This is a genomic window from Intestinicryptomonas porci (assembly GCF_033971905.1).
In the GTDB taxonomy this organism is placed as follows: domain Bacteria; phylum Verrucomicrobiota; class Verrucomicrobiia; order Opitutales; family Intestinicryptomonadaceae; genus Intestinicryptomonas; species Intestinicryptomonas porci.
The window spans coordinates 64,749-82,192 of sequence record NZ_JALBUT010000006.1; the positions used below are offsets into that span (position 1 = coordinate 64,749).

Below are 17,444 nucleotides of genomic sequence, written 5' to 3' on the forward strand. Positions count from 1 at the left end.
AACATCGGAATATCGGGCTTTTTTGGTTGCAAGACAAAATGTTTTTTGGAAAATAAATTCCTTTTTGAGAATAATGTTTTAAAAAGGGAATGGATACTTCACACATCAGGAATTTTTGCATCATAGCGCACGTTGACCACGGCAAGACAACATTGTCTGACCGCCTCTTGGAAATGACCAAAACAATCGAAAAGCGCAACATGCAAGACCAGCTCCTCGATTCGATGGATTTGGAGCGCGAGCGCGGCATCACAATCAAGAGCCATCCCGTTTCGATGAACTACGTTTTTGAAGGGAAAGAATACCTTTTAAACTTAATTGACACCCCGGGGCACGTTGACTTTTCCTATGAAGTTTCAAGGTCTCTCGCCGCTTGCGAAGGCGCGCTTTTATTAGTTGACGCGGCGCAGGGCGTAGAAGCCCAGACGGTAGCGAACGCAAACCTTGCGATGAACCAAAACCTCGCGATAATCCCCGTAATCAACAAGGTGGATTTGCCGAGCGCGCACCCCGAAAAATGCCTTCAACAAGTCGAGGACGTTCTTGCCATTCCCGCAGACGACGCTATTTTGGCAAGCGGAAAATCGGGCATCGGCATAAAGGACATCTTGGACGCGGTTGTAAAAAAAATCCCCTCCCCCCGCCTTGCAGACTACCCGCAAACCCGCGCCTTGATTTTTGACTGCGTTTTCGACAGCTACAAAGGCGTAATCTGCTACGTCAGAATTTTCTCGGGAACAATAAAGGCGGGTTCCGACATTCAAATGATGTCAAACGGCGCGCGCACGACAGTCAAGGAAGTCGGCAGGTTCAAGCCGAATATGGTTGTCGAAAAAGAGCTTACGGCAGGCTGTACGGGATACATCGTAACAAACATAAAAGACGTGACGGAAATCAAAATAGGAGACACCATCACCCTTTCCGAAAATCCCGCAAGCGAAATGCTGCCGGGATACAAGGAAGTAAAGCCGATGGTTTTTGCGGGCATATACCCTATCGACACCGCCGACTACGAAAAATTAAAGACTTCCCTTTCAAAGCTTCAATTAAACGATGCCGCCTTGATTTACCAGCCCGAAAATTCGGTCGCGCTCGGATTTGGGTTTAGATGCGGCTTCCTCGGTCTTTTGCACATGGAAATCATACAGGAAAGGCTCAGGCGCGAATACGACTTGGACATCATTTCAACATACCCAAGCGTCGTCTATAAACTCACCACAACCGATGGAAGCAACATAGAAATCGACAACCCCGTGCGCCTGCCCGACCCTTCCACGATAGAAAAAATTTACGAACCGAAAATCAAGGCGCACATACACATTCCAAGCGAATCCATAGGCGACATGCTCGCGCTTATCGCCGAAAAGCGCGGCTTTTGCGAACGCACCGAAAACATCGACCCGACACGCGTCATGATAACCGCAGACCTGCCGCTAAACGAAATTCTGATAGATTTCAACGACCGCCTGAAAAGCATCACGCGCGGCTACGGAAGCCTGGACTATGAAATGAATGGCTACGAAGCCTCCGACTTGGTGCGCCTCGACATTTTGGTAAACGGGGAGCAAATTGACGCATTCTCATCAATCGTCCACCGCGAGAAAGCGGAAGCGAAAGGCAGAATGATGTGCGAAAAGCTAAAAGACATTCTCCCGCGCCAAATGTTTAAAGTGGCAATCCAAGCAGCAATAGGCGGCAAAATCGTCGCCCGCGAAACCCTCGGCTCATTCAGAAAAGACGTCACCTCAAAATGTTATGGCGGCGACATAACCCGAAAGAAGAAGCTCCTTGAAAAGCAAAAGGAGGGGAAAAAACGCATGAAGCAAATCGGCAAAGTTTCAATTCCGCAAGAGGCGTTCATCGACGTCTTAAAATCAAACAAGTAAAAAAATGTTCCCGTTTTCAAGAAAAGACAAACACATAAAAGAGCTGGTTTCAGCCGCATACAACGTCTATAATTACAGGCGCGACGTAATCGGAAGCGAAAACGCGGAAAAGCTGCATGCCTTGATAGAGGAAGTCGAAAACCTTTTCGACGACGGCAAAACAAGGTTGCCGCGCTTTAAAGAGGCGTGTAATGAACTCGAATGCCAAATGAAAAAATGCGGCGGGACGATTTATCCGCTCGGCTTTTGGGCGGACAACGTTGACGTCGTATTTGTTGCGGGCATACTCGCGCTCAGCCTGCGCTCGTTTTTCTTCCAGCCCTTCCAAATTCCCACAAATTCGATGTATCCGTCCTTTTACGGAATGACATCGCATGTATATGCCGAAGGGCAAGATGCCCCGTCGTTCAGGGAAAAAGCATGGAATCTCATAACAAAAAAAGCGTCCAATTACGAATTAAACGCTAAAAAAGGCGGCGAAGTTCTAATACGCATAAACCACCCGTCGCAAATGGAGGCAAACGGAGGGATTTTCCATAGCGAAATACGCCCTTCAAGATGGCTCGGAGTATTGCCATCGCGCGAAAAAGTCTATTCGTTTAAAGTCGGGGGCGCAACAGAAGAGCTGTCTGTTCCCGCCGACTTTTCTTTGGACGGCGTAATTCAAAAGGCGTATCCCTTCATGACCAAAAACGAAAGCGCGGGAGAATACATAAACGCCATCTCAACGCGCGCAAAAATCATAAACATCGACGGCAAACTCTATTTGAGCCTCGGCGAAAAAAAGGCGGGAGAGCGCATACTAAACTTCGACATACTTGGCGGCGACATGCTGTTTGTTGACCGCATTACCTACAATTTCAGAAAGCCGAAAGTCGGAGAGCCCATTGTATTTAAAACGGGAATGTGCGAAGGCATAACCGCCAAGAACGGAGGCGTGCCCGACGACAAATACTACATCAAAAGGCTTGTCGGCGTCGGCGGAGACTCCCTTAAAATAGAAGGCTCAACCCTGATGGTAAACGAAAAGCCCGCGGAAGGCTCCGAAGCATTCGACGAAAACGCGCAAATGATAAACGGCTACTGCGGCTACAAGCCTTTCGGAATGCTCGAAAACGGCGCAACCGTAAAAGTTCCGCAAAAAAGCTACTACGCCATGGGCGACAATTCGGAAAACAGCTGGGACAGCCGATACTGGGGATTTGTCCCCGAAAAAGCGGTGGTGGGCAAGGCGCTCGTAATATTCTACCCGTTCACAAACCGCTGGGGGGCGGCAAAGTAATCCCCGTCCCGCAAAAAAATCTTGCAATGCTTTTTTTAAGATTTTTTGACACATACCGTTAAAAAGTTGTTGAAATTTTTAATTAAAGCTATTTAAACGAATAAAGAAATATCAAATAAACATTAATGGCAAACCAATACCCAAGCGGCAAACCAAACCCGCACCAAAAAAATAGTAAATTCGCAAAGAACTACGGACCGCGCAGAAACGAAAGAATAAGAGTTCCGCGTGTCCGCGTAATCGGTCCCGACGGAACGCAAGTCGGAGTTATGCCGACGGCGGAAGCCTTGGCATTGGCTCGAAAGTACAAGCTCGACTTGATAGAAGTTTCGCCGAACGCCGAGCCGCCGGTTTGCAGAATTTTGGACTACGGAAAATACCTCTACGAAGAAGCGAAAAAGCAGAAGTCGAACAAGACTTCCACCGCAAAAGTAAAAGAGGTAAAACTGCGCCCGCATATCGACAGGCACGACTACGAAACAAAAATGCGCAACGCCGAACGCTTCCTTTTTTCAGGCAACAAGCTGAAAATCACAATGATGCTCCGCGGCCGCGAAATGGAATTTAAAAACATAGCATTCGACATCGTAAAGCGCGCAATCGCAGACCTAAACCACATGGGGCACGCCGATTCAGAACCCAAGCTCATGGGCAAAAACATAGGGGTCACAATCTCTCCTGTCGCTCAAAACCAGCGCAAGCTGAAATATTCCGGCGAAGACGAAGACATCCCCGAAGAAGACGATTCGGCGTCAGACTCCGAATAGTTTTCGGAGACTTCTAATGATGGAACATGCGCCCAAAAATTTATTTGCAACCCTGTTTAAATCCTTTAAAAGCAAGATTTATGACGGGAGCGCAAATAAAAGCCGCAAAAGCGAGGGCGCATTTTTCCAAGATTGTTCGCGCAGACGCTTTTTAAAAGCGCTTGGACTTGGTGTGCTTTTTTTGGGAAGTGCGGCGGAACTTGCGGCAATCGATGTAAAAGGGGTCTATTACATTCCCGTTTCAAAAATCGCAAGGCGGTTCGGGATGAAGTACAAAACAACCATTCCCAAAAAACGCCAGCAAATTTACAGCTCCAACTTTTCAATGACCTTCGACGTCCACAGGCGCGACATGGATTTAAACGGCGTAAAAGTGTGGCTCGGAGACCCAGTTGTGGAAATGGGGGGGCTTCTATATGTATCATCGCGCGACATAGAAAAAACAATAACCCCCATTGTATTTCCGAAAGTTTCAAACGTCCCCCCGCCCCTGCGCCACATAATGATAGACCCCGGGCATGGAGGCAAAGATAAGGGGGCAATCAGCAAAACTTTCGGGGTTTTCGAGAAAAATTTGACTCTCGACATCTCTTCAAGAATTGCGGCATATCTGCGCAAAATGGGTTTCAAAGTTTCGCTTACGCGCTATAAAGACGTATTTTTGGAACTTCCCGAACGCCCCGCAAAAGCAAACAAAGTAAACGCGGACTTATTTTTAAGCATACACATAAATGCGGCGGGGCCGAGCGCATCGGGCGTTGAAACGTACTCCCTCACCCCCAAAGGTCAGAACTCAACAAATGCCTCGACCATGTCGGTAAAGGACAAGCGCAATTTTAACGGAGAAATCCAAAACAGCTGGAACACCCTGCTCTCATATTACATCCAAAGCGAATTGAAAGAAGCGGCATCTTCTTCCGACAGAGGCTCGAAACGCGCGCGATTTGCAGTTTTGCAAGACGGAAAAATGCCTGCCGCCTTGGTCGAATGCGGTTTTATATCAAATAATGCCGAAGCCCGCAAACTATGCTCCGCAAGCTATCGGGATTCTTTGGCAAAAGCAATCGCGAATGGAATTTTCAGATACTCGAAAACATTGAAGAGGCTAAACAATCAAAAGCCCTAAAATTTAATGCGGTTTTTCACCACTGACAAACGCCGAAAATCTTAAATTTTCAGCCGTCTTTTTTTGCAGATACAGAAACTATCATAAATACCACGGCAAAAATTGAAATCGAAATTCCCGCAACAATATTTGCGGACAAAACTTCCCCGAAAACGGATGTTCCCACGATTATTGCAGTAATCGGCTCAAAAACCCCAAGCACGGAAGCTTTTGTTGCCCCTATTTTTCGTGTTGAAACAGCCAATGTCGCCGTAGAGACAATCGTGGGAAAAATTGCAAGCCCCAAAAGATTTCCAAATCCGCAAATATCAATGACGCCTATTGCAGGCATTTCGGAAAATGCGGTCTTAATGAAAAATATCACAACCCCCGCCAGAAGAGAATAAAAAGTAATGATATAGCTTGAAATGTTTTTTATTACCCCACTGCGGTTGATTATGACGATGAAAACGGCATAAACAAAAGCGGAAGCCATCGAAAGGCATACGCCTGTAAAATTTACCGATTGGGAAGAATTTTCGCAAGCCATGACGGCAACCCCGAAAAACGTCGCAAAAATTGCAAACCACACCTGCCGCGATGGCGCAACTCCCAAAAACACCATTATAATTGCGACAAACACGGGATAAAGAAATATAAGGGTTGTCGCCAATCCCGAAGCTATGTAATTGTACGCCTCAAACAAAAACACGCTGCTTGAAGCATAAAGCAAACCAAGAAGCAAAAGCACCCAAAATTGCCCCCACGACACCTTGAAACTTTGCCCGCGCGCAAGAAGAAAAATCCCCAAAAGCAATACAGCAAAGGCATATCGAAAGAGCAATATAAATTCAATGGATGCTCCATTTCTCATCAAGGGCACGGCAAACAGCGGATTTAGTCCATAGGCTATTCCCGTGATAATCCCCGCAGAATAACCAATAAAATTTTTGACATCAACTTTCATTTGCACTCCGCGCCAATGTTGAAATAAAAAACTTCATATTAAAATATGAAGTTTTTTTTAACGCCCTATTCCACAGGTTCTTCAAACGGACTCGCAGGCAAGTCCGCGCTGTTATACAAGTTTACGTCGGGATCGGGCGCCCACGCGTAGCGGACTTTTTTCACGCTTGAAACTTCGGAAGGAAGTGTAATTTTAACGGAATTTTTTGAAGCGATTTTGGCTTCCGCGTTGTAAAATTTCCCGTCTTCTCCGGCGACTTCAAAACAGCGCACGCCTTGCCCGTCGGAAATTTTCAAACCCTTTCCGACATTCTTAAACACCACACTCACAAAATCGCCTTTTTGCGAAAGCTTTAAAGGCATGGGCGAACGGGATATTATTTTTTTGCCGTAAACGTCCGCAAGAGCCATAATTGCCAAGCGATGGGCGGGCTTGGTTTTGTCTCTCGGGTGCAACTCGGTTTCGCCGCCGTCAATGATTATCGCAACCCCGCTCTTTTCAACCATGTCGCCAAGCTTGCGCTGCACGTTGCGAAGCGGCGCCCAACCCTTGTCGGTGGAATCGGGAAGCTGAACCGTAAAGATGTAAAGATTTTCATTTTCAAAGAACTTTCTCATCATCTTTGCGTATTCGGGGAATAGATTTATATAGTTGTCGTGCGTGCCATTGTTCATTTCGCCTTGATACCAAATCTCGCCACGCATTGAAAGCGGCATAAGGGGCGCAACCATCGCATTGTGGCACCAAGAAATCACGCCGCAACGGTTGTCGGGCTTGTTTCTCTTTGCCTTTTCTTCCGCAGGCAAGGCTTCCCACTTTGCGATGTCCCGCGCCTGCCATTCGTCAAAGAGCTTTTCCATGCGTTCGACATACGCCGTTTCGCCCGCAGCCGCAGCCGCTTCGCGCGTCATCCATGATTCAAGCCTTGAACCGCCAACCGCCGCGCTGATGTAGCCGATAGGGACGTTAAGATTTTCAAATAGCTCCACCGCAAACTTCGAGCCGACCGCAGACGCCCTGCTGAACTGTTTGCGGTTTTCGGGTGTTACGGGCAACCATTTTTGTGCGTCTTTCAAATCATGCGCGCCCCTCGGAGTTGCAGAAGTGGCTTTCGGTATGAAATAGTAGCGGATTAGCGGCAGGTTTGAATTTTTGTCCAAAAACTCCTTTGCGTCATTCATCGAAGTTATGTTGACGTCCATATTGCTCTGCCCCAAGCAAACCCATACTTCGCCAACCAGCACGTCCTTAAAAACCAGTTTGTTTTTTCCTTCAACAACAAGCTCCTGACCCTCTTTGACGTACTTTTTTGGGGCGGGCAAATCGACCCTCCACTTGCCGTCGGCACCCGCAACCGCAGAGCCTTTCAAATTCATAAATTTTACATTTATCTTTTCGCCCGCATCTGCCGAACCCCAAATTCTTATAGGCATGTTCACCTGCAAGACCATATGGTCTGAAAATATGTCCGCGCACCTGACGTCGGCAAAAGTTGTAATTGCGGAGATTGCCCCCAAAATCATTGCAATTATTTTTAATTTCATAATAAAAAATTATTTACGCAAAACAACTTCCATTCAATCAAAAAAAAATAAAATACGCATAAAAAAGCGGCGTCCAAGAAAATCCTAAACGCCGCTTCAAAATAAACTCAATTCGGATTATTTGCCGAAAACTTCAACTTCGATGTAGGTGTTGGTTTCGTCAGTGCTGCTGCCGTCTGAATAGAGGCGGACATAGCGAGCCTTCTTCGCGCCCTTCAAGTCGATGAGTTTGCCTTCGTTTGTTTCAATCCAAGCCTTGTCGGAACCCTTGCCCATCTTTGCGGAGTTGTCGTGGTCGTTGTTGTAAACTGTTACAACGTCCTTCTTGAATTCGGCATCGTTTGAAATTTGGATTACAACGTCATTGTAAGCCCTCTTCTGGGAATGGAAGTGCCAAACCGCGATGGCATAGATTTCCGATTCCTTGCCAAGGTCAATCTGAACCCACTGCAAACCGCCGGAAATGGAAACGACAGAACCCATTGAACCGCCCTTGTCGCCGTCGGTAATGAATTCAAGCTCGCCCGAGAGGGGGAAGTCGTCGGAAGCTGTCACCGCTTTTTTAAGCGCGATGTTCTTAACGCCGTCCGGAACCATAACCGTCGGATTCGGTTCTTCAACGGGATTTTGCCCCGCGAGTTTTACGGGAACGGGAGTGCCTTCCAACTGAGAGGGAGGAACATCGAGTTTAAGAGGCTTCATTTCAGCGAAACTTTGTGCAAAAGCAAACGCCAAGATACCAAGAATAATAGATGTTTTTTTCATGATAAAAATCCTTTCTTTTATGTTAACGGAAATTCGAGTCCGACTTTAAGGCGGTTAAGCCTTAAAATCTTCGTCTGTAAATTCCAGCATTTTCTTTGCGGCAACCGCTTCGTTTACCTTGTAAACTGCGGCTTCCGCTTCAAACGCATGCTCGCCGTCGCAATTCAGTTTTTCCTGACCGCGAATAGCGTTGAAGAAGTTTTCCAAGTGCGGCTGGTGGATGAATTTGCCCTTGAAGTCAACTTCAAAGCCGTATTCTTCCGGCGGCTTGGATTCGCGTACGTCTTCCGTCTTGACTTCGACTGCCGCCTTCTTGACGAGCAATCCGTCTGCAACGTACTTCTCCCACTTTGCGTCGAGTTCTGGGCGACCGCGTTCCTTGAAGATTTTTGTGAGCGCAGGATTTTCGGACATCTTGATGGAGCCGTCCGTACCGAAGAACTGTTCAAAGTATCCGCCTACGCTCGTGGTTGTGAGAACCTGATAGAAAGCGCGCGCTGGGAAACCCTGATAAGTCTTTTCAAACTCGTAAATGCACATTACGTCGTCATACCAATCCTTCTTGTAGAAGTTGTTGCCGCCGCCTGCCATTACGCTCTTGGGACGTCCGCCGAACATATAGGCGAAGATGTCGATTTGGTGCGCGCCGAGGTCGGAGATTGGACCGCCGCCCAAGCCCTTGTACCAACGCCAGTTGCGGAACTTCTGCTTGTTTTCAAAGCCGTACTTTTGCAAAGTTTCGTCAGAAATTGCGAATGCCTTGCCTTCGGGGACAGTCAAGTCCTTAGTTACAGCTCTGTTCCACTGGGCGTTCGCGCCTGTAATCTGACCGCAAAGGTTCAATTTGCGCAAAAGCACGTCGCGAACATAATGATAGCGCGGGCTTGACTTGCGCTGGTGCCCAATCTGCAAAAGCTTGCCTGTTTCGCGAGCCGCGCGAACCATTGAGCGTGCACCTTCGACAGTGTTTGACATCATCTTTTCGCAGTAAACGTTTACGCCTGCCTTCAAGAAGTCAACCGTCTGCGGAGCATGCCAGAAGTCCGGAGTTGCGATGATTACACCGTCCAAGTCCTTTTCATTTGCGATGAGATCTTTGTAGTCTTCGTAAAGGTGGTCTTTAAGATCTGTTTTCTTGCCTGCCTTTGCAGTCGCGCCCAAGATGCGGCCGCGTGCATAACGGCGACGGCATTCCCAAATGTCGCAAACCGCGCGGAAGCGAATTCCGGGAATTTTAATAAGGCTGTTCAAAAGAACTTCGCCTTCCGCACCCATGCCGACGAGCGCAATGTTTAATTCTTCGCTTGGTGCGACCTTTTTCTCCTGTGCGCGAGCAACGCTCGAAGACATCATAAGACCGCCGCCCGCAAGACCTGCGAGCTTCAAGAAGTCACGTCTGTTATATTCCATATTTTATCCCCCTTTTTGTTATTTGTTGCACTTGCAGCAAGGAAGCTTGCCGCAGGGCAAAAGTTCAAACTTGTTGTGCTTTGCAAGAAGCAGAGCCGCAACAATCATAATCATGTGGACGCCCAAATATGCGATGCCCGCCGCGGAAGCGTCGCGCAAAGTGGGTTCCAAGATGATGAATCCGTATGTCAAAGAAATGTAAAGCAAGCCCATCAAGAAAAGAGTTACTCGTGTGCAGACGCCAAGCAAGAGAGCAACGCCGAGAGCTATTAGCGCATAGCCCAAAACATAGGCGTAAGGCTCTACCATAAATGACGGCATAAGAGGGCTTGCAGTAAAGCCTTCAATGCTCATAGGGCCTTTTGCCGGCAAGCCGTGATAAAACTGGAAGCCCAAAGTTTGAGCCTTGTCAAAAGCTTCCGCGCCCATTGCCTGCAATGTTTCAGCATCAAGGTCGGCATATTCCGCCTTGACCGTCTGTCCTTCGCCCTGGAATTTTACCAACCCCGTACCGATTGCCCTGGCAGCGAGCCAAAAACGCAAAAGCCAGAACGCCATTGTATGTGTGAATGATGATTTACAATTTTCTTCTTGCATAATATTTTCTTTAAGATTTGTGATTTATATTCTTTTTAAATTTTTTTATTTTTCAAGCAAAAAATGCCCGGTTTGCGGACGCCCAAAAACATTCAAATATACGCACGAACAAGGCATGCTGTTAAATATGTTTTTATTAGAATGTTGCAAAAAAAACATAAAATCCCGAAATTTCCGCGCCCATCCAAAAAAACAATCGGACTTTACGCGGATTTTCGGGATTTTTTTAAACAATTACTGATTTGACTTGTCGAACGCGGAGTCAAAAACGACGTCTGAAGTCGGGAAATCTATCTTACGAGTAAATGCGCAAGCTTCCGTGCCGCCGTGAACCCTGTCCATTCTTCCATCTTCCCATTCAACAGAAAGCGGACCCTTGTACTTGATGTCGTTTAGAGCGACTATGATTTCCTCAAAGTTTACATCGCCATGTCCGGGAGAGCGGAAGTCCCAATAGCGGCGCGGATCGGTAAATTCGGTATGTCCGCCGAATACGCCCGCTTCGCCGTTGCCGTGCCCCCACCATGCGTCCTTGACATGGACATGGTAAATGCGGTCGGCGAACTTGCGGATGAACTTAACGTAGTCAACGCCCTGATAGCCGAAGTGGCTCGGGTCGTAGTTAAAGCCGAAACGCTTATGCCCCTTGATTGCAGAGAGCGCTCTTTCGGCAGAAGCAATGTCAAACGCAATTTCAGTCGGGTGGACTTCCAACGCGAAGTTTACGCCAACCTTGTCAAATTCGTCCAAAATCGGAGTCCAGCGCGCGGCGAAATCCTTGTAGCCTTCCTCTATTGCCGACGGCGGAACCGGCGGGAAAGAGTAAAGCCACTGCCAGATTGAAGAGCCTGTAAAGCCGTTGACGGTCGGCTCAATCGGAGATTTCGCCATTGAAGCGGGACGCAGTTTCATGAAGTTTGCGCAAGCTTTTGCTGTTTTCACCATCTGCTCAGCCGCGCGCCTGCGCACGCCTTCGGGCTCGCCGTCGCCCCAAACTTCGGCAGACAAAATGCCTTTGTGGCGGACGTCGATGTTGTCGCAAACGCACTGCCCCATCAAGTGGTTTGAAATTGCAAAGCAGTTCAAGCCGTTCTTTTCCAAAATCGCCCAACGACCTTTCAAATACTCCTCGTCGTCAAACTTATCGACGTCAAAGTGGTCGCCCCAGCAGGCGATTTCAACGCCGTCGTAGCCCATCGACTTAATCATCGGCGCAAGTTTTTCAAACGGAATGTCCGCCCATTGCCCTGTGAAGATTGTTACAGGTCTTCCCATATAATTTCCTTTTTTTAAGTTTAATTTTACAAAAAATTCCGCCGTTTCGCGGCAAAGCACAAGCAAAAGCCGAAATAAACGGGTCAAATAACAAATTTAACAAAATACGAAAACCAACAGCCTGTCAATAAAAAACAAGCTTTTTTAAACGGCGAAAACCGCGCAACACCAAGCCTCCGTTTTATTTTTATAAAATCTTGACAGGATTTTTTCCCTGTATAAAGTTAATTGAATTATTTTCTGCATATTTTTAAAAAGCAAAGAAACAAGAAAAGGAAAATTATGTTAAAGAAAATCGACCATCTGGGCATAGCGGTAAAATCAATAGAAGAGGCTCTGCCTTATTACGAAAAAATATTGGGGCTCAAATGCGAAGGCGTTGAAGAAGTACCTAGCCAAAAGGTGAAAACGGCTTTCTTTACTATTGGCGGCGTGCATTTGGAACTCTTGGAGCCGACTTCCGAAGACAGCCCCATTGCAAAATTTCTCGAAAAAAATCCGCGCGGAGGAATCCACCACCTGGCATTCTTTACCGACTCCGTTCCCGAAGAGCTTGAACGCGTCAAGGCGGAAGGCGCACAGCTCATAGACCAGACTCCGCGCCCGGGCGCACACCACAAGGAAATCGCATTCCTGCACCCGAAATCCACGGCGGGCATTCTCACTGAATTCTGCCAAGACGCAAAAGGCGGATGCGGTTGCGGTTGCAAATAATTGACAAATTTGCAAACTTTCTTAAATTCCAACTCTTTTTTAAGGAATACAAATGGCAATATCACAAAAATTATTGGACGACCTGAAAGCAAGGCGCAAGAAAATCATCGCATCAGGAGGCGATGCAAAGCTTGAAAAACGCCATGCAAAAGGCTTGATGTCGGCGCGCGAACGCTTGGAAGCACTCTTCGACGAAGGCTCTTTCCAAGAGTTCGGGATGCATGTGACGCAAAATTACAACCTCTTTGACGGCTTGGGCAAAAGCTGCCCCGCCGACGGCTTGGTAAGCGGCATAGGTCTTGTTAATGGCAGACCCGTTGCGGCGTTTGCGCAAGACTTCATGGTAAGCGGCGGCTCTCTCGGCTCCGCCCACGCGGAAAAAATCTGCAAGCTCATGAAATTCGCGTCCGAAAACGGCATGCCCGTAATCGGAATAAACGACTCCGGCGGCGCGAGAATTCAAGAAGGCGTCGAAGCTTTGGGCGGATACGGAAAAATTTTCTGGCAAAACGTAAACCTTTCGGGCGTCGTTCCGCAAATTGCGATAATCGCGGGTCCATGCGCGGGCGGCGCGGCTTACAGCCCCGCTTTGATGGACTTCATCATCATGACAAAGTCCAACTCAAACCTCTTCATCTGCGGTCCTCAGGTTATTGCGGCGGCAACGGGCGAAAAGGCAGACCCCGAATCGTTCGCCTCTGCGGCGGCGCACGCAACAATTTCGGGCAATATCCATCTTGTAGCGGAAGACGACAAGCACGCAATCGAGCTTTCCGAAAAGCTGCTTTCCTACCTTCCTTCAAACAATATGCAGGAAGCTCCGCACGACTTGTCGATGCCCGTTGAAAAAATCTACGACGAAACTTTAAACGAAATCGTCCCCGAATCTTCAAAAATCGCCCTCGACGTTTACAAGGTGATTGAACGCATCGTTGACGCGGATTCATTCTTTGAAATCCAGAACATGTGGGCAAAGAACATGGTGACGGGATTTGCGAAAATCCAAGGCGTCGTTATCGGCATTATCGCAAACCAGCCGACATTCAAGGCGGGATGCCTCGACATCAACGCAGCTGACAAGGCGGCGCGCTTCATCCGCACCTGCAACGCTTTCAATGTTCCGATTTTGAACTTGGTTGACGTTCCGGGATTTATGCCGGGCTTGGCGCAGGAACAGGGCGGCATAATAAGGCACGGCGCAAAAATGCTCTTTGCCTACGCTTCGGCGACAGTCCCGAAAATCACGCTCATAATGCGCAAGGCTTACGGTGGCGCGTACATCGGAATGTGCAACACCGAAATGGGCGCAGACATGGTATTTGCATGGCCGACAGCAGAAATCGCCGTCATGGGCGCGGAAGGAGCTTGCAAGGTTCTTTACAAGAAGGAAATTGCAGAAGCCGCCGACCCGAAGGCAAAGGAAGCAGAGCTTCGCGAAGACTACAGGGAAAAGTTCGCAAGCCCCTACCAGGCGGCAACCAAGGGCATGATTACAGACGTAATAGAACCTGCCGAAACCCGCGGCGTATTGGCACAGGCATTCCGCGCAACGCTTTCAAAACGCCAGACGCGCCTGCCCAAGAAGCACGGCAACATTCCGCTGTAAGATTTTATAGAAAGACGACATATGAATACACTGGCAATAGCACTGTATCCCAATGCCTCTGAAACCGTATCGTTCATGCTGATAGGTTTTATTGTGGTAGTCGGGGTGCTTGCATGTTTGATGCTTGCCACAACACTGATGGGCATGCCCTTTAAAATGGCAGACGAAAAAGCCGCAAAAAAAGCGGCGCAAGCCAAAGAAAAGGCTCGCCTTGAAGCGGAAGAGCAAGCTCGGCTCGAAAAGGAAAAATCCCGCGAAATTGCGGGCGTCATAAGTTCCGCGGTTTATGCCGCGTTGGACGGAGCACCCCACAGGGTGGTTTCGGTAAAGCCTGCGGAAGGTTTGACACCCGAACTTTTGGCAGTAATAAGCGCGGCGGCAGCAGTGGCGGCAGGCTCGGAATGCGCCGTCTCCTCAATAAAAAGAGCCGCTCCCGACTTCAACTGGGCAAGCTCGGGCAGAAACGCAATATTCTCATCAAAATCACCAAAAAGATAAAATTTAAAAAAGAAAGACACACATATGAAAAAATTACGCATCACAATTAACGGCAACGCATACGACGTAGAAGTAGAAGTTCTCGGCGAAGTATCAAAATCATCCGCTTCAGCGGCAGCTCCGGTTGCGGCTGTTTCCGCTCCTGTTGCGGCTCCAGCTCCCGTTGCGGCACCCAAGCCCGCGGCTCCAAAGGCTGCCCCCGCAGGCGGCAACGCAGTCACAAGCGCGCTCGCGGCAGTCGTTGTATCTGTTGACGTAAAGCAGGGTCAACAGGTCAAGGAAGGCGACAAGCTCTTGACTTTGGAAGCCATGAAAATGAATACTTTTGTTTTTGCCCCCAAGGCAGGCACCGTCGGAGAAATCCACGTAAGCGCGGGTCAGAGCGTTGCGGAAGGCGACGTTTTGGTGACATTGGCGTAAGTTTCGCTTCCGAAACCGCTGAAAGCGGCGGTTTCGGAAATCAACGCTTTTTATCGAAAAAAGCAAGACAACAACTTGATGCGCATTGCGTGTCAAAAAAATTTAAATGCAAATGTTAAACCAATTATTAGAACTTCTCACAGACTCGGGGCTGTTTTATACGGACTGGAAGATGATTGTGATGTGGGTTGTGGTTGGAGTTTTGTTCTATCTGGCGGTAAAACACCAGTTTGAACCACTGCTCCTCATTCCAATCGCATTTGGCGCATTGCTTGCAAACTTGCCGACTTTCGGCGTTGTTAACAAGCCGGCAGGTCCCATCTTGTCTCCCGAAACAGGCATCGTGGAATACATCTTCACATCGGAGCAGGAAAACCTTTCCACTTCGAGAGTGATAAAAGACCAGTACGATACCCTGTGGCGCATTTTCTCCGACGAAAAAGTAAGGGAAAACACTGCCGAGGCGAAAAATGCAAAGTTTGCGGAATTTGAAACAAAAGTAAAAGAATATCTCGCAAAAATCGAAAGGGAAACCGCTCCCAAAGTAAAGGAAGAAGGCAAGGTGGACTTGTCCTACAAGGGTACGGGAACGCCGAAACTTTTGGCAATCGTGCGCCCCGACAAGCCCATGGAAGGCGAACGCGAATGGATGAACAAATCATGCCAAGTCGAATTCCAAGGCAGAAAGCTCACAATTATGCCAAACGACAAGCTCATTTGGCTTAACGCGGGCGGAACTGTCGATAAGATAAACTTCAAGGAAGGCGACAAAGTTGCAAAGAACCAAACAATAATCGAGCTTACAAACACCCACGCGGGCGGCTTGTACCACTACATCTCGATGGGCGTTCTTCTTGAGCTCTTCCCGCCGATAATCTTCTTGGGCGTCGGCGCTCTCACGGACTTCGGCCCGCTTATCGCAAACCCGAAAAAACTTCTTTTGGGCGGCGCGGCGCAATTCGGCGTTTTGGCAACCTTGTCATGTGCAATCGCAATAGGCTTTTCAGCCCCCGAAGCCGCCTCTATCGGCATTATCGGAGGCGCGGACGGTCCGACTTCGATTTTCACGTCGAACAAACTCGCCCCGCATTTGATGGCTCCGATTGCCGTTGCGGCATATTCCTACATGGCTCTTGTTCCCGTTATTCAGCCCCCTATCATGAGGGCTTTGACAACGGAAACAGAACGTAAAATCAAGATGACGAGTTTGCGCAAGGTAAGCAAGCTTGAAAAGCTCATATTCTGCGTGTTCGTCACAATTTTCGTAATCATGCTCGTTCCCGACTGCTCGGCTTTGATAGGTATGCTCATGTTCGGCAACTTCATCAAAGAATCCGGCGTTTGCGAAAGACTAAGCAAGTGCGCCCAAAACGAACTCATAAACATCGTAACGATATTCTTGGGCTCTTCCGTAGGTCTTACAATGACGGCAGACCGCTTCTTGAACTCAAAAACGCTGTTCATTCTCGGACTGGGCGTTGTCGCATTCGCGATTTCGACAGCGGCAGGCATACTGATGGCGAAAACAATGAACTTGTTCTTAAAAGACAAGATAAATCCGCTAATCGGCTCTGCGGGCGTATCGGCAGTTCCTATGGCGGCACGCGTTTCGCACGTCGAAGGACAGAAGGCAGACCCAAGCAACTTCCTCCTGATGCACGCAATGGGACCAAACGTCGCGGGCGTCATCGGAACAGCGGTTGTCGCGGGCTACTTCATCTCGACCTTGAAAGGGCTGTAATACAAAATTTCACAAAACCAAAAGGGACGCTCAAACGGCGTCCCTTTTTTTGTTGTTTAAAATTTTCGCAAAAAACAATTATAAAATCTCATAGTTTCCGCTTCCGACAAATTTCAAATAATTAAAATCCCTTAGAATTTGCAGTTGTTGTCTTATTTTTGCTTTTATGTTTTTATTTAAAGGATGTCTTTCGCGCAAAAAATTTTCAAATGAATAAATGTCATTTAATGAAAAGTTTTTCATATTCAATTTTTCAAGACATTTTAAAATATCCATAAGCCATTTTTTCTTAGCGCATGCGATTTCTCCCAAAAATGACATTTTGTTGAAACTTCCGATAATTTGGCTTTTGTTTTACAATTCTCCGTTTCTCACAACAAAAAGCTTTCCGCTCTTCGGAATTCCCCGTAGCGGATGTTGCACCCAATCCACCCCGTTCTGCACGCGTCTTCCCTCAAAGAAGATCTTTTTATTATTATATTTTCTGTAATATAAAATTTCAGAATAACAATCAAATTGCGAACTTCAAAAAATTTGCCGTATTCCAACAGCATAATATTCGGGGCAAGCCCCTTTCGAATATTTTCCATCATCGCGCAATAACTGCCGTCAACAATAGTCCTTGAAAATCCGCCCATCTTGCTTTTAAGCTCAAAAACACTTCCGCATTCAGGGCAACAAAAATCCCTGTTTGGTATATTGTCCTTAAATTTGGAAAAAGAACTTCCGCACTTTGTGCAAAAACAAAACCTACCGACCCACTTCGCTCATTACTCTTATTTTCTGCGAATTTGAATGGTAATTCTCCGCAAGCGATGTGTTAAATTTTAAAATCATAAAACCATTTTTTCGGGTTTAATGAAAATG

Annotated in this window: 16 protein-coding genes and 1 pseudogene; 9 read left to right on the forward strand and 8 right to left on the reverse strand. The window is 47.6% G+C overall.

The window, feature by feature from the left end:
• Positions 1-89: 89 nt before the first annotated feature.
• The 4 genes from lepA (at position 90) to MOX91_RS06065 (ending at position 5,061) form a co-directional block, all read left to right on the forward strand.
• Positions 90-1,886, forward strand: coding sequence for a translation elongation factor 4 (gene lepA / locus MOX91_RS06050; protein WP_370397186.1), 1,797 nt, complete (start codon positions 90-92; stop codon positions 1,884-1,886).
• 4 nt (positions 1,887-1,890) lie between these two features.
• Positions 1,891-3,168: a signal peptidase I gene (gene lepB, locus MOX91_RS06055; protein ID WP_370397187.1), complete on the forward strand. Its 1,278-nt coding sequence runs from the start codon at positions 1,891-1,893 to the stop codon at positions 3,166-3,168.
• A gap of 125 nt (positions 3,169-3,293) precedes the next feature.
• Positions 3,294-3,935, forward strand: coding sequence for a translation initiation factor IF-3 (infC, locus tag MOX91_RS06060; RefSeq protein ID WP_370397188.1), 642 nt, complete (start codon positions 3,294-3,296; stop codon positions 3,933-3,935).
• Positions 3,936-4,107: 172 nt separating this feature from the next.
• Positions 4,108-5,061 carry an N-acetylmuramoyl-L-alanine amidase family protein gene (locus MOX91_RS06065; RefSeq protein ID WP_370397189.1) on the forward strand — a complete coding sequence of 318 codons (954 nt, stop codon included), beginning with the start codon at positions 4,108-4,110 and terminating at the stop codon, positions 5,059-5,061.
• A 49-nt stretch (positions 5,062-5,110) separates the two neighbouring features.
• Here MOX91_RS06065 and MOX91_RS06070 read toward each other — a convergent pair whose 3' ends face one another.
• The 6 genes from MOX91_RS06070 to MOX91_RS06095 all read right to left on the reverse strand — a co-directional run bounded on the left by MOX91_RS06070 (position 5,111) and on the right by MOX91_RS06095 (position 11,598).
• Positions 5,111-6,007, reverse strand: coding sequence for a DMT family transporter (locus MOX91_RS06070; protein WP_370397190.1), 897 nt, complete (start codon positions 6,005-6,007; stop codon positions 5,111-5,113).
• Between the two features lie 65 nt (positions 6,008-6,072).
• Positions 6,073-7,551 (reverse strand): sialate O-acetylesterase, encoded by a 1,479-nt coding sequence (locus MOX91_RS06075; RefSeq protein WP_370397191.1) that lies wholly within the window; start codon positions 7,549-7,551, stop codon positions 6,073-6,075.
• A 117-nt stretch (positions 7,552-7,668) separates the two neighbouring features.
• Entirely contained in the window at positions 7,669-8,316 is a 648-nt protein-coding gene (locus MOX91_RS06080; RefSeq protein ID WP_370397192.1) for a discoidin domain-containing protein, read from the reverse strand.
• A 54-nt stretch (positions 8,317-8,370) separates the two neighbouring features.
• A complete protein-coding gene (locus tag MOX91_RS06085; RefSeq protein ID WP_370397193.1) occupies positions 8,371-9,726 on the reverse strand; it encodes a Gfo/Idh/MocA family protein in 1,356 nt (451 codons plus the stop codon).
• A gap of 18 nt (positions 9,727-9,744) precedes the next feature.
• Positions 9,745-10,284 carry a hypothetical protein gene (locus tag MOX91_RS06090; protein WP_370397194.1) on the reverse strand — a complete coding sequence of 180 codons (540 nt, stop codon included), beginning with the start codon at positions 10,282-10,284 and terminating at the stop codon, positions 9,745-9,747.
• A gap of 273 nt (positions 10,285-10,557) precedes the next feature.
• Positions 10,558-11,598, reverse strand: a complete 1,041-nt coding sequence (locus MOX91_RS06095; RefSeq protein ID WP_370397195.1) for a sugar phosphate isomerase/epimerase family protein — start codon at positions 11,596-11,598, stop codon at positions 10,558-10,560.
• A gap of 282 nt (positions 11,599-11,880) precedes the next feature.
• On the opposite strand from MOX91_RS06095, the gene mce reads away from it, so the two are divergent.
• The 5 genes from mce to MOX91_RS06120 all read left to right on the forward strand — a co-directional run bounded on the left by mce (position 11,881) and on the right by MOX91_RS06120 (position 16,577).
• Positions 11,881-12,312: a methylmalonyl-CoA epimerase gene (gene mce, locus MOX91_RS06100; RefSeq protein ID WP_370397196.1), complete on the forward strand. Its 432-nt coding sequence runs from the start codon at positions 11,881-11,883 to the stop codon at positions 12,310-12,312.
• A gap of 52 nt (positions 12,313-12,364) precedes the next feature.
• Positions 12,365-13,918 (forward strand): acyl-CoA carboxylase subunit beta, encoded by a 1,554-nt coding sequence (locus MOX91_RS06105; protein WP_370397197.1) that lies wholly within the window; start codon positions 12,365-12,367, stop codon positions 13,916-13,918.
• Positions 13,919-13,939: 21 nt separating this feature from the next.
• Positions 13,940-14,416: an OadG family transporter subunit gene (locus MOX91_RS06110; protein WP_370397198.1), complete on the forward strand. Its 477-nt coding sequence runs from the start codon at positions 13,940-13,942 to the stop codon at positions 14,414-14,416.
• A 24-nt stretch (positions 14,417-14,440) separates the two neighbouring features.
• Positions 14,441-14,836, forward strand: coding sequence for a biotin/lipoyl-containing protein (locus MOX91_RS06115; RefSeq protein ID WP_370397199.1), 396 nt, complete (start codon positions 14,441-14,443; stop codon positions 14,834-14,836).
• A gap of 181 nt (positions 14,837-15,017) precedes the next feature.
• Complete coding sequence (locus MOX91_RS06120; RefSeq protein WP_370397265.1) at positions 15,018-16,577, forward strand: sodium ion-translocating decarboxylase subunit beta; 1,560 nt, start codon at positions 15,018-15,020, stop codon at positions 16,575-16,577.
• 78 nt (positions 16,578-16,655) lie between these two features.
• Here the strand turns inward: MOX91_RS06120 and MOX91_RS06125 are convergent, their stop codons facing one another.
• Positions 16,656-16,889 (reverse strand): hypothetical protein, encoded by a 234-nt coding sequence (locus MOX91_RS06125; protein WP_370397200.1) that lies wholly within the window; start codon positions 16,887-16,889, stop codon positions 16,656-16,658.
• A gap of 59 nt (positions 16,890-16,948) precedes the next feature.
• A pseudogene (locus MOX91_RS06130) lies at positions 16,949-17,329 on the reverse strand (DpnI domain-containing protein); the annotation flags it as partial.
• Positions 17,330-17,444: the final 115 nt, after the last annotated feature.